Origin of the sequence: Geobacillus sp. Manikaran-105 (assembly GCF_002809955.1) — a bacterium.
Classification (GTDB): domain Bacteria; phylum Bacillota; class Bacilli; order Bacillales; family Anoxybacillaceae; genus Geobacillus; species Geobacillus thermophilus.
Window position 1 is genome coordinate 1 of the sequence record NZ_PIJG01000028.1, and the last position, 12,046, is coordinate 12,046.

Consider the following 12,046-nt stretch of genomic DNA (forward strand, 5'->3'; position numbering starts at 1 on the left):
ATCTCTCCTTTCGAATGTTGGGTGACACTTTCATTCTACTGGAGATCCGCCAGCAAGGGCTATTTTTATGCTTGATCAAGTTTATCTAGCACCACGGGTATAAAGATATTTTGTTAGTCATTTCCGCCGCTTTGTGCTTTACGGCCGGGGCCGAGCGGCGAGACGCTTTTGAAACGTTTCGCGCCAGCTTGCGGATAAGGCCGGATGGCTGGCGATTTGCTTCATGGCAGCAGCATTGTCGCGCTCATGATAGTAAATGTGATTGATATACGCGATGGACAGCGCCCCCACGCCCCGTTCGACGAGAACGAGCGGCGCGCCCGGCTCGACGACGCCTTCTTGCAAGACGCGGAAATAAAACCCGCTTTTTCCTGTCTGGCAGACGGCTTTCGGCAAATCGGGCAGCTGATGTTTGAACGCCAATTTGGAGCACGGCTGGCGCGGCTGCGACACTTGCACGAGCGCTGTGCCGGCGGCATACATGTCGCCAAGACATACATCGTCTTCCGTCAACCCGAGAAGCGTCCAGTTTTCGCCAAACGCCCCCGCCGTAAATGGGCGGCCGTATCGCTCTTCCCAATAGACGAAATGCTCGGACGGATAGGCGCAAATCGCTTTATCTTCTCCTCCGTGATGGACGAGGTCGGCTTGTCCATCTCCAACCAAGTTAAGCTTGCCGACAGCGACCGGCCCGGCGACCGGCGTTTTGTGAATGCCGGTCACTAGCCGCTCGCCATTTACCTCTATTGTTTTCGGCTTTCCGACATTAATCGAAACAATTTGCATTGGTTCACCCCCATACCGCCTCGGCGATGAGCCGGAAGCTTGCGAGTTTATCCTCGAAGTCGTATGTAATCGTCACGAGCATGATTTCCTCTGTTTCATACGTTTCGCTCAGCCGATACAGCTTGTCTTTGACGCGCCTCGGACTGCCGACGATCATCCGCCGCCGGTTGTCTTCCACCCGTTTGCGCTCATACGGGCTGTACGGATACGCAGCCGCTTTTTCCGGGCTTGGCGTGCCGTTCAGCGCCATCCCTTGCTCGATCATAAGAAGCGACAGATCAAGGCTGCCGGCGATCCATTCCGCTTTTTCATCCGTTTCGGCGCAAATTGCAAACACCGCGACCATTCCGCGCGGCTCGGCCAAATACGGCGATGGAACAAACCGGTCGCGGTACAGCCGCATATAATGTTCGCCGCCTTCCCCGTTGATAAACTGGGCGAACACGTACGGCAGCCCTTTATCGGCTGCCAGCTTCGCCGTTTCCGAACTGGAGCCGAGCAGCCATAGTTCCGGCGGGGACTGCACGATCGGCGTCGCCTTGACGCCATACAGCGGGTGAACCGGCGGCAAGGCGTCATACAAATAGCCGAGCAAGTCGTCAATTTGCTCCGGATAGCGGTCGACCGACCGTCGTCTGTCGCCTTGCAGCGCGATCGTCGCCCGGGGCATGCCGCCGGGTGCCCGCCCGATGCCGAGATCGACGCGGCCGGGATGAAGGCCGGCAAGCACATGGAAGTTTTCCGCCACCTTGTACGGGCTGTAATGCGGCAGCATCACGCCGCCTGAGCCAATGCGGATGCGCGACGTTTTCGCTCCGATGTGTCCGAGCAGCACTTCCGGCGACGAACCGGCAAGGCTGTTTGTATCGTGGTGTTCCGACACCCAAAACCGCTTATAGCCGAGCTGCTCAACGTGTTGGGCGAGCTTGACGGTGTTCTCGAGCGCTTCTTCTGCCGTCATGCCTTCGGCGATCGGCGACTGGTCGAGGACGCTCAGTTGCAGCGCCATTGCGATTCCTCCTTCTTCCGCCGCAGCGGTGGAAATAATGATTAGTTTCTATTATGCGCTGTTTTGCTTCGGTTTGTCCATTCATTTGTCCACCCGTCTAGCAAAAAACCGATCCGCCGTCGTCGGATCGGCCAATCTCGTCAAGATGCGCGGCAGTTCACAAGCTGACGGACTGCTTTTGTTCAGCCGCCTGGCGGTCGGGTTTGGGGCCGCGCTTAGGGAAAAAGGAATGAAACAGCTGTCTGACGCTGTCGACGATAAACGAACACCGTTCATACAGCGCCTCTTTTAAACTGTCAAGCTGGCGGGTGACTTTGTACTGCGCGGCCTCTTGCGCTTCAAGCCGTTCGATGACCGTCTCATGGAACACGTGCTGCAGCTCGAACTGCTCGATCAACTTTTGGTACAGTTTTTCCTGCCCTTCGAGGCGGGCGGCCATTCCTTCGGCGAGCTGTTCACGTTCAGCCGTCCGCTGCTCGAGCCGGCGCATCGTGTCGCTTTGCACGGTGAGTGCTTCGATGACGGCCTGCTGCGCCGCTTCTTCTTTGGCCAGCTGCTCTTCCCACTGCAATTGTCGCCTTTCCTCCCGCTCCTGCTGGGCGATGACCGACTGCTCGAGGCGGGCGAGCGTTCCGGCCAAGGCGGCTTGCCCCGCCTGTGCTTCCATAAGCAGCCGCTCGAGGCGGGCGAGCGCTTCCGCCCACTGCCCGCTTTGCGCTTCCTGTTGCTTTTGCCCGGTTTCGGCCGCTTGCTGAAGCGAGGCAACTATGGCGGCCATTTCTTCGTAATAATGGGTTTGGGCTACTTGTCCAGCAGTCACCGTTTGTCCGAGCTCGGACAGCGCCTCGGCAAGCCGTCCGCTTTGCCGCGCCCAGCCGGCCGCAAGCGACTGTTCGAGGCGGGCGAACATGTCCGCCATTTGTTCGCGTTGTTCCGCTTGGTGCTTTTGCCCTTCTTCGATGGCGTCCTCAAGTTGGGCGAGTCGTTCCGCCAACTGATCGAACTGTTGTTTTTGCTGTTCGAGCATTTGTTGCGCAGCGGTGCGGCGATAATAAAACATCGGGTGGGATGCGGGCGGTGCGGCAGCTGGCCCGTACACGCGCGGGGTCATGTGTTTATTCATATAAATCAATGCACAAACGCCTCCTTTCCGTCGTCTATGTGGCATCATATGCCGAGCTGTGCAGTTCGGTTTGGGCGCTGGATTTGTGACACCCGCCTTCCTTTTGATATAATGAAAGAAAATATTGGAGAAAGGGTGTTGTTGATGCCAGCTGTCGAATCGAATATGTTTCCGCTTGGCAAACAAGCGCCCCCGTTTGCCCTCACGAATGTCATCGATGGCAACGTCGTCCGTCTTGAGGATGTGAAATCGGACGTCGCAACCGTCATTATGTTCATTTGCAATCACTGCCCATTTGTCAAGCATGTCCAGCACGAGCTTGTTCGCCTCGCGAACGATTATATGCCCAAAGGGGTGTCGTTTGTCGCCATCAACTCCAACGATGCGGAACAGTATCCAGAAGATTCACCCGAAAACATGAAAAAGGTGGCGGAAGAGCTCGGCTATCCGTTTCCGTATTTGTACGATGAGACGCAAGAGGTGGCGAAAGCATACGACGCCGCTTGCACCCCGGACTTTTACATTTTCGACCGGGATCTGAAATGCGTCTACCGCGGCCAGTTGGACGACTCGCGCCCGAACAACGGCATCCCGGTCACCGGGGAGTCGATCCGCACCGCGCTGGATGCTTTGTTGGAGGGCCGCCCGGTGCCGGAAAAGCAAAAGCCGAGCATCGGCTGCAGCATTAAATGGAAACAAACACTGTAACAATGTGCTTGACTTTTCATTGTGAAGCGGGTATGATGGAAAAAGCATCATTCGTTCGTTGCGGAATCGCCACCGCCGTGCCGTTGGCTTGCGAGTGCAGCCGGCACGGCATTTTTGTGGCCGCGATCTACTGAACAAATTCACACTGGCGCCGCCTCGGAGCGGCAAGGATGGATGAGAGGAAGGGCTTCCATTGTTTTTGTTTCCTTTCCTTGAGTTTTCGTAATTTATGTTATGTAAACAAAAGGAGAACGAGGAGATGGCGGAAGGGCGATATCGGGTGTTTGTGTATGGAACGTTGCTGACTGGCGAAGAAAACCATGAAGTGGCCGCTCCATACGTTCGCGCCGCGTGTCCAGGGAAAGTAAACGGCCGCTTATACAATGTCGGTCCGTACCCCGCGCTTGTGCTTGGAGAAGAGGGGGAAGTGGAAGGGGAGTGGCTGACGGTGACGGAAGAAGGGCTCAAGGCAATGGATGAGCTCGAGGATTACGTTGAAGGGCGGCGCGATAACGAATACGAACGGGTGTGGGTTCGCGACGCGTGCAAACCGATCGAAGGATATGTGTACGTCTATCCGCCGGAAAAAGCGGCCGGCTTGCCGCTTATTCCGTCCGGATCATGGCGGCGGCGTGAGGAGAAAATGTAACATCTAGAAACAGCCTGTGAGGAACGGTCATCCTCTGGGCTGTTTATTTTTTACATGAATATGAAAACGGTTGCAAAAAATCGTTATAAAAATACAGAAAAATTGCTAAAAAAGTGTTGCCAAACGACCACTCTTTTTCTATAATAAAAGCATGTTAGAAAAATAAACGTACGAATGTGAGGTAATGTGACATGTCGAAAACGTTCGTTTCCTCCACCCAAACGGGATTGCTCGAACAAATTAAAGAAACGATCCAACAAAAGAACGTTGAGCTTCTTCATTTGCAGTTTGTCGACATTGAAGGGATCTTAAAGCACGTGACCGTGACGGCTGAACAGCTTGATGATGTTGTCGAAGGGAAAATCATGTTTGATGGTTCGTCGATCAAAGGCTTCTCGCCGATCAACCGTTCCGACTTGTATCTTCTGCCGGATTTGAATACGTTTGCTGTTTTGCCGTGGACAGTCGAGGAAGGCTATGCGGAAGCGCGCTTTCTCTGCTCGGTGACCAATCCGGACGGCACGCTGTTTGAAGGCGACCCGCGCAACGTGCTGAAAAAAACGATCGAGCGGGCGGCGGAAAAAGGATATACGATCTCGGTCGGTCCGGAGCTGGAGTTTTTCCTGTTCAAAGCCGATGAAAACGGCAATCCGACGCTTGAGCTCCATGATGGCGGCGGTTATTTCGAACCGTCTCCGAAAGACTTGGGCGAACGCGTTCGCCTTGAAATTTACCGCGCCTTAAAAGCGATGGGCTTTACGATTGAAGCGTCGCACCATGAAGTGGCGGAAGGCCAGCATGAGATCAACTTCAAATATGCCGATGCGCTCGGTGCGGCGGACAATGCGACGACGTACAAATGGGTTGTCAAAACGATCGCCAGCAAGTTCGGCCTCCATGCGACGTTTATGCCAAAACCGGTGTTTGGCATCAACGGTTCAGGGATGCATGTCAACATTTCCCTCTTCAAAGATGGGGAAAATGCGTTCTTTGATCCGAATGATGCGAACCAGTTGTCAGAAACAGCGTACCAATTCATCGCGGGCTTGCTGAAAAACGTAAAACACTTCGCGGCGGTTACGAACCCGCTTGTCAACTCGTACAAACGGCTTGTGCCAGGGTATGAAGCGCCTTGCTACATCGCGTGGTCCGCTTCGAACCGTTCGGCGCTTATCCGCATTCCGGCGAAACGCGGCGTTGCGACGCGCGTTGAGCTCCGTTGCCCGGATCCGTCAGCGAATCCGTATTTGGCGTATGCCATCATCGCTGCCGCTGGCCTTGACGGTGTCGAAAAAGGGTTAACCGCTCCAGCGCCGGTTGATGAAGATATCTTCCATATGTCGGAAGAACGCCGTGCGGAGCTTGGCATCGACAACTTGCCGGAAAACTTGGGTGCTGCTGTCGCTGCGTTCGAAGAAGGTGAAATCGGCCGCACGACGCTTGGCGAGCACGTATTCAACGAATATGTCGCGTTGAAAAAAGAGGAATGGAACAGCTACCGCACGGCGGTTCATGCTTGGGAAGTCGAGCGGTATCAAGGAAAGTTCTGATCGAAAGCCACCGTCCAAAAGGTGTCCCGTCGCCATATTCGGGGCGCCTTTTTTCTGCAGGCAGCTGTTTGTCTTGATGGACGGCCGCGCGGCGCCTTCCGCCCGTCGGCCGCCAAGCTGCCGGTGTTCGCAACGTCATCTTGCGCGTGGGGAGGAAAAGATGACTGCATTTTTTTATTTTTTAAATTCATAGTTGACATCTATGAATAATGGGATTTAAATTATAAGTAACACGCTCAACTATTGCAAGCGGAGGGAAACCAATGAAAAAACTGATCGTTTTTGTGTTTGTAGGATTTATCGCCCAGTTGATCGACGGATCGCTCGGAATGGCGTACGGCGTCACCTCGTCGACGCTGCTGTTGACGTTTGGCATCGCTCCAGCTGTTGCCTCGGCGTCCGTTCATTTGGCGGAAGTGGTGACGACAGCGGCGTCCGGCGCCTCTCACTGGAAATTTGGCAACGTCGATCGCGCCATGGTCGGGAAGCTCATTATTCCTGGGTCGGTCGGCGCGTTTATCGGAGCATGCTTTTTAAGCAACTTGCCAGGGGATGTGATCAAACCGTATGTATCGTTGTTTTTATTGGCGCTTGGCTTTTACATTATTTATCGATTTTTAGTGTTGAACGGCCGCGCGCCGTCGGCATCAAGAAAACAGTGGTCCAATAAGCAGCTCGTCCCGCTCGGCTTGGCGGCCGGTTTTCTTGATGCGACCGGCGGTGGGGGCTGGGGGCCGATTGCGACGCCGGTGCTGTTGGCCAATAAAAGCATGGAAGCGCGCAAGGTGGTCGGCACGGTCGATACATCCGAATTTGCCGTTGCCTTGTCGGCGACGCTCGGATTCGTCATTTCACTCGGTTGGGAGCAAGTGAACTGGTATTGGGTGCTGACGCTGATGGCGGGCGGGGTCATCGCTGCGCCGATCGCGGCTTGGCTTGTGCGTAAACTGCCGTCCCATTTGCTTGGAGTGTTGGTTGGCGGATTGATTATTTTGACAAACGTTCGCACGCTTCTGCACGCTTGGGAAGCCCCGGCGCCGGTTTATCCTGCTGTGTACGGCCTCATCGTCATCGGCTGGGCGGCGGCAGTATGGGTGGCGATCAGAAATGGACGGAAAGGAAAAACAGCTAGTGGGGAGTTGGCGTCGTAGATTAAGACGGGGCGCCAACCCCTGTTTTTGGTTAAGGCTCGTGTTATTTCGTTTCGCCATCCTCTTGAGTGGGGAAAGAAGGAATTTTTCGCGGCGGTGTCGAATTCAATTTTGATATGAAAAGGGGGAGAGAAGCGAATGAACCGTCCAATCGATTTAGGCCGCCGCATTTCACTCATCGATTTGTACGACTTGCGCATGTCGCAGCGCACCGGTACATACGTGCTTCATGAAGACGATGTGGCGATCGTGGAAACAGGGCCAAGCCCGTCGGTGCCGCACTTGCTTGAAGGGTTGAAAGCGCTTCGGATCGATCCGGCTGAGATTCGCTATATCATCGTTACCCATATTCATTTGGACCACGCCGGCGGTGTAGGGCTGCTTCTTCAGCATTGCCCGAATGCGATGGTTGTCGTCCATCCGAAAGGGAAGCGGCATTTGGCTGATCCATCGCGCCTCATCGCTGGAGCGAAGGCGGTGTACGGCGCGCAGTTTGAGTCGCTCTTTGATCCGATTCTTCCGGTGCCAGAAGAGCGATTGATCGTGAAAGAGGACGGGAAAACGTTGGAGTTGAGTGCGGAGCGGACGCTTGTGTTTTATGATACGCCGGGGCATGCGAACCATCACGTTTCGATTTATGATTCGTACAGCCGCGGCGTGTTCACCGGCGATACGATCGGCGTTTTTTATCCGCAGCTGCAAGAAGCGGGGCTTGCGTTTTGCCTGCCTTCCACATCTCCGAACCAATTTGACCCTGAAGCGATGGAGCGGTCGGCTGAGCGGCTCGAGAAGTTGAATCCGTCGCGCATCTATTTTGGTCATTTTGGCATGCTCGATGACCCGCAGGAAGCGTTCCGTCAGCTTCGCGTTTGGCTGCCGAAATTTGTGGCGGCAGGAAAAGAAGCGATCGAGCGAAATCCGGAAGCATCGCCCGCAGAGCAGGCGAAAGTCGCTGCACAACGGTTGCGCCGCGATGTAGAAGCGTTTTTGAACGAATATGGCGTCCCGTCTTCGTCGCCGGTGTATGCGGCGATCGAGCTGGATTTGCAGGTGTGCGCGATGGGGTTGATCGATTACTGGCATAAGCGGCGGTGATAGGGGTGAATGAACGGTGTCCCAAGCATAAAAGGGACACCTTTTCTTTGTTAATACGTATAACGATGATGATGACGAATCCGTCTGCTTGGTTTCATGCCATGAGGCCGGTTTTTCTCCTTCCAAACGGTGCGTTTTGCGGTTTGGGAACAAGACAGGCGTTGGTTGGCGGCGAAACGCACGGCTTCAGGCGCGCCGTTTCGTGAACGGGAGATGGATATGGTAGAGTGGGAGTGCAGAATCCCAATCTTCGTTCGCAACCACGACGCCATAAGGAGGTGGGGACGTGAAGCAAGAGAAACCGGTTCTGTATCGCATTGGCATTGGCCTCATCATCGCCTCGTTCGTCGTTTGGGTGGCGGTGCCGATCGCGCCGTTTCTGCCGTTTTCAGCCGCTGTCAAGGCAACGATTGTCGCCACGGTCATTGCGGCGGCGGAAGTCATGTTTTGGCTTGGGGTGCTGCTGGCTGGAAAAGAAGCAGCGAGGAAGCTGAAAGCGTATTGGAATCCGAAGCATTGGCGCATAAATCGGCAACGGTTGGATCAAACCAATGATGTTAAGCAAAAAGAGGAACGGTTGGAAGAAAGCCAATAAAGAGATGAGGTGGTGGCATGAGACGGAGAGCTGTTTCGTTTCTCATCGTTGTTGCCGCTCTGTCCGGAGCGCTTTGGCTTGGCGGCCTGGCATTGGCGGTGCAAGATCAGTTTTTTGCAACCGCCAAGCCGCCGACGAAAGAACAACGGCCGTCAACGGCTGAAACAAGGCAACATGATGAGAAAATGGATATTGTTGCTCTTGGCGACTCGTTGACGAGAGGAACGGGCGATGAAAGCGGAAAAGGGTATGTCGGCTATATGGTCGATGCGCTTCGCCGGCAAACGGATAAGCCGATCCGTGTGACGAATTTGGCGGTTCGCGGCCTTCGCTCCGACGGACTGCTTCGCCAGCTTGGCCAACCTGAGATTCAGCGGCAAGTCGCCATGGCGGATTTGATCGTGATGACGATCGGCGGCAACGACTTGTTTCAAGGGGGGGAAGCGCTTCGGTTGAACGCCAAGCAACTGGATGAAGCGAAGCGCCGGTATGTGGAGAACCTTGACCGCATTTTCGCCGCGCTGCGCCGCTTCAACAGCGAAGCGGTCATTTTTGCGATCGGCTTGTACAACCCGTTTGGCGATTTAGACGATGCCAAACGGACATCGGCCGTTGTGCGCGATTGGAATTTTGCATCAGCGGAAGTGGCGGCCCGCTATCCGAACATCGTCGCGGTGCCGACGTTTGACTTGTTTGCCTTGCATGTCAATGATTATTTATATAGCGACCATTTCCATCCAAACAAAGAAGGGTACAAGCGGATTGGAGAGCGCGTCGCCTCGCTCATCACGTTGACGGAGGAGGACGAGCGATGACCAAACGGGCGACATTGATGGTCAAAGAGCTGCGAAAAACGATTCGCGGCAAGGAAATTATTAAAGGCATTTCGTTTGAGCTGCATGAAGGGGAAGTATTCGGTTTTTTAGGGCCAAACGGCGCGGGAAAAACGACGACGATCCGCATGCTCGTCGGGCTCATTCGGCCGACGGCGGGGACGGTGGCAATTGGCGGGTATGACCTTCATCGCCAGTTTACCGACGCGATCCGCCAGATCGGCTGCATCGTCGAAAACCCAGAAATGTATCCGTATTTAACAGGCTGGGAAAACCTTGAACATTTCGCCCGCATGATGCCGGGAATTGGTGCAGATCGCATCATGGAAGTGGCGAAGCTCGTCGGGCTGGAACAGCGCATCCATGACCGGGTGGACACGTATTCGCTCGGCATGCGGCAGCGGCTCGGCATCGCGCAGGCGCTGCTTGGAAAGCCGAAGGTGCTCATTTTGGACGAGCCGACCAACGGCCTTGACCCGGCCGGCATTCGCGAAATGCGCGCCTTCATCCGCTTTTTGGCGGAAACGGAAGGGTTGAGCGTCCTCGTTTCATCGCATTTGTTAAGTGAAATTCAATTAATGTGCGACCGCGTCGCCATTATGGCGAAAGGGCGGCTCTTGGCGGTCGACACGGTGGAGCGGCTGTTAAACCAGCAGGCGCGCGTCGTTTGGAAAGCCGTTCCGATCGAGCGGGCGCGGGCGCTGTTGGCCGAGGAAACCGAGGTGCTGCGCGCTGATGAAGAGACGATCGTCACGCCATATGAGCCGTCGAGACTAGCCGCTTGGAACGCCAAGCTTGTCCAAGCCGGCGTCTCGGTGTCGGAAATTGAACCGCGGCTGCCGACGCTCGAAGATTTGTTTATCGAGCTGACAGGGGGCGAAACGATTGAGTAAGCTCGTGTATAATGAAATGTTGAAAATCGTCCGCAAAAAGCGGCTATGGGTGATCGCCGCCATCATTGCGGTGCTCGTCGCCTTGTTTACATACGCCCAATACCGCGAGACGGAAGAACTGCGAAAACGGCTTGGCACGACCGACTGGCGGACGCAGCTGCAGCAGCAAATCGTCGATTTGCAAAACCGCCTCCAGTCGCCGAGCATGTCGGAGGAATGGCGGAAATACTTGCAAATCCGCCTCAAGCAGCAGCAGTATTACTTAGAACATAACATCAACCCGTCCGCCCCTGGAGCGCCGACGTTTATGCGCACGTTTATCGAAAACGCCATCGATTTGTTCTTGCCGCTTTTGGTGATGGTGGTGGCGGCCGATTTAGTGTCGTCCGAGGCGAGCGCGGGAACGATCAAACTGCTGCTTGTCCGGCCGGTGAAGCGGTGGAAAATTTTGTTGAGCAAATATATCGCGTTGCTCCTGTCGGTGTCGCTCATTATGCTGATGGCGGCGGTGCTGTCGTATGCCATCTCCGGACTCGTGTTTGGATATGGCGGCTTCCGTCTGCCGCTATTGACCGGTTTTGTCCCTCAAGGAGAGGATCTCGATACAACGAACGTTCACATGATTCCGCAATGGAAATACATTTTGATCGAGCTTGGGCTGGCAGCGTTTGTGAGCGTTGTCGTCGGCACACTGACGTTTATGTTTTCCGTGCTGCTTAGGAGCACGGCGGCGGTGATGGGCATTATGCTCGCGGCATTGATTTCTGGCGCGATTTTGTCGAACATGGTGTCGTCGTGGCATTCGGCAAAATATTTGTTTATGGTCAATTTGCGGCTGACGGATTACATAAAAGGAGCGGCTCCGCCGATTGAGGGGATGACGCTTGGCTTTTCGATGGCCGTGCTGGCTGTCTGGGGGCTTGCAGGGCTTCTTGTCGCTTTTTTTGTCTTTATGCGGCGAGATGTCTATTGAAAACGGCAGAGCGGCGAAAACCCGAGGGGGTGTTCCCTCGGGTTTTTCAGTGAAAGGGGATGAAATGCCTATCTATTCGGCTGCTTGTCGTGAACGCCGGCGAGTCCAAGCGCGTGATGGCCCCGCAGCAACTGTATAGATGCAATTTAAAGCTTTAACATTTTTCGTCTTTGCCGGTCATTGCATCCGACTGTCGAGTGACCGAACAACGCCGCTTAAAGACCCATGAATGGGCAAGCCACACGCTTGCCTTCGACAGTCGAAAATGGGCAAACCACTTTTCTGTCAAGGATATGTTAAACTTCTTTGTTGCATCTATATGCTCTACGGCCGGCCATTGCTGTTCATCGCAACGGATGAGAAGCACGATCCCATTCGGTATGGAAGAGATCGGCGCATCTTCGCGGTCGGCGAGCAAATACAGCTTGTTCATGTCGACTGAGCCGCGGTAGCTGTCCCAAATGCTGTACATGTAGATGGCCACATAAAACATGAGCCATCGTTCGTCAAGAACGGCTTTTGCCTTTTCAAAATCGCCAAGCAGCGAGTATAATATACCTGTATTGATATGGGCTTTTGTGTTGATAAACAGCTCCCAGAGGATTAACATAAAGGCCGTGGCGTAGCGTTGCTGCGTCAAATTGCCGAAACCCGGAAACGAAAAGGAAAAAAAAGGCGACG

At 54.6% G+C, this 12,046-nt stretch carries 13 protein-coding genes; 9 read left to right on the plus strand and 4 right to left on the minus strand.

The features are described 5' to 3' along the window. Positions 1-138: 138 nt before the first annotated feature. From CV945_RS09605 to CV945_RS09615, 3 genes are all read right to left on the minus strand, one after another. Positions 139-786 (minus strand): MOSC domain-containing protein, encoded by a 648-nt coding sequence (locus CV945_RS09605; RefSeq protein WP_100659649.1) that lies wholly within the window; start codon positions 784-786, stop codon positions 139-141. Positions 787-790: 4 nt separating this feature from the next. Next, positions 791-1,795, minus strand: coding sequence for an LLM class flavin-dependent oxidoreductase (locus CV945_RS09610; RefSeq protein WP_100659650.1), 1,005 nt, complete (start codon positions 1,793-1,795; stop codon positions 791-793). Positions 1,796-1,952: 157 nt separating this feature from the next. Then, the gene (locus CV945_RS09615) at positions 1,953-2,927 is read right to left on the minus strand and encodes a coiled-coil domain-containing protein (protein ID WP_100659651.1); all 975 of its coding nucleotides are present in this window, start codon (positions 2,925-2,927) and stop codon (positions 1,953-1,955) included. 135 nt (positions 2,928-3,062) lie between these two features. Here CV945_RS09615 and CV945_RS09620 point away from each other — a divergent pair, with 135 nt between their 5' ends. The 9 genes from CV945_RS09620 to CV945_RS09665 all read left to right on the plus strand — a co-directional run bounded on the left by CV945_RS09620 (position 3,063) and on the right by CV945_RS09665 (position 11,365). Beyond that, positions 3,063-3,626 (plus strand): thioredoxin family protein, encoded by a 564-nt coding sequence (locus CV945_RS09620; RefSeq protein WP_050367214.1) that lies wholly within the window; start codon positions 3,063-3,065, stop codon positions 3,624-3,626. 259 nt (positions 3,627-3,885) lie between these two features. Then, on the plus strand, positions 3,886-4,275 hold the full coding sequence (locus CV945_RS09625; RefSeq protein WP_044744334.1) for a gamma-glutamylcyclotransferase family protein: 390 nt from the start codon (positions 3,886-3,888) through the stop codon (positions 4,273-4,275). A gap of 191 nt (positions 4,276-4,466) precedes the next feature. Then, positions 4,467-5,825 carry a type I glutamate--ammonia ligase gene (gene glnA, locus CV945_RS09630; RefSeq protein ID WP_033016732.1) on the plus strand — a complete coding sequence of 453 codons (1,359 nt, stop codon included), beginning with the start codon at positions 4,467-4,469 and terminating at the stop codon, positions 5,823-5,825. A 263-nt stretch (positions 5,826-6,088) separates the two neighbouring features. Next, positions 6,089-6,976, plus strand: a complete 888-nt coding sequence (locus CV945_RS09640; RefSeq protein ID WP_100659653.1) for a sulfite exporter TauE/SafE family protein — start codon at positions 6,089-6,091, stop codon at positions 6,974-6,976. A 138-nt stretch (positions 6,977-7,114) separates the two neighbouring features. Further along, positions 7,115-8,071, plus strand: coding sequence for an MBL fold metallo-hydrolase (locus CV945_RS09645; protein WP_100659654.1), 957 nt, complete (start codon positions 7,115-7,117; stop codon positions 8,069-8,071). Positions 8,072-8,357: 286 nt separating this feature from the next. Further along, a complete protein-coding gene (locus CV945_RS09650) occupies positions 8,358-8,666 on the plus strand; it encodes a transporter suffix domain-containing protein (RefSeq protein ID WP_369806435.1) in 309 nt (102 codons plus the stop codon). Positions 8,667-8,683: 17 nt separating this feature from the next. Further along, positions 8,684-9,481, plus strand: a complete 798-nt coding sequence (locus CV945_RS09655) for an SGNH/GDSL hydrolase family protein (protein WP_015374774.1) — start codon at positions 8,684-8,686, stop codon at positions 9,479-9,481. Continuing rightward, positions 9,478-10,392, plus strand: a complete 915-nt coding sequence (locus CV945_RS09660; RefSeq protein ID WP_055358979.1) for an ABC transporter ATP-binding protein — start codon at positions 9,478-9,480, stop codon at positions 10,390-10,392. Before CV945_RS09655 ends, CV945_RS09660 begins: the two co-directional genes overlap by 4 nt. After that, positions 10,385-11,365, plus strand: coding sequence for an ABC transporter permease (locus CV945_RS09665; protein WP_100659655.1), 981 nt, complete (start codon positions 10,385-10,387; stop codon positions 11,363-11,365). Before CV945_RS09660 ends, CV945_RS09665 begins: the two co-directional genes overlap by 8 nt. A 154-nt stretch (positions 11,366-11,519) precedes the next feature. On the opposite strand, the gene CV945_RS09670 is transcribed toward CV945_RS09665, so the two are convergent. Beyond that, positions 11,520-12,005, minus strand: a complete 486-nt coding sequence (locus CV945_RS09670; RefSeq protein ID WP_232722068.1) for a hypothetical protein — start codon at positions 12,003-12,005, stop codon at positions 11,520-11,522. Positions 12,006-12,046: the final 41 nt, after the last annotated feature.

Excerpts from the sequence above, each read along its gene's own strand:
- CV945_RS09605 (WP_100659649.1), bottom strand. The coding sequence starts at position 786 with ATGCAAATTGTTTCGATTAATGTCGGAAAGCCGAAAACAATAGAGGTA.
- CV945_RS09610 (WP_100659650.1), bottom strand. The coding sequence starts at position 1,795 with ATGGCGCTGCAACTGAGCGTCCTCGACCAGTCGCCGATCGCCGAAGGC.
- CV945_RS09620 (WP_050367214.1), top strand. The coding sequence starts at position 3,063 with ATGCCAGCTGTCGAATCGAATATGTTTCCGCTTGGCAAACAAGCGCCC.
- CV945_RS09625 (WP_044744334.1), top strand. The coding sequence starts at position 3,886 with ATGGCGGAAGGGCGATATCGGGTGTTTGTGTATGGAACGTTGCTGACT.
- glnA (WP_033016732.1), top strand. The coding sequence starts at position 4,467 with ATGTCGAAAACGTTCGTTTCCTCCACCCAAACGGGATTGCTCGAACAA.
- CV945_RS09640 (WP_100659653.1), top strand. The coding sequence starts at position 6,089 with ATGAAAAAACTGATCGTTTTTGTGTTTGTAGGATTTATCGCCCAGTTG.
- CV945_RS09645 (WP_100659654.1), top strand. The coding sequence starts at position 7,115 with ATGAACCGTCCAATCGATTTAGGCCGCCGCATTTCACTCATCGATTTG.
- CV945_RS09655 (WP_015374774.1), top strand. The coding sequence starts at position 8,684 with ATGAGACGGAGAGCTGTTTCGTTTCTCATCGTTGTTGCCGCTCTGTCC.
- CV945_RS09660 (WP_055358979.1), top strand. The coding sequence starts at position 9,478 with ATGACCAAACGGGCGACATTGATGGTCAAAGAGCTGCGAAAAACGATT.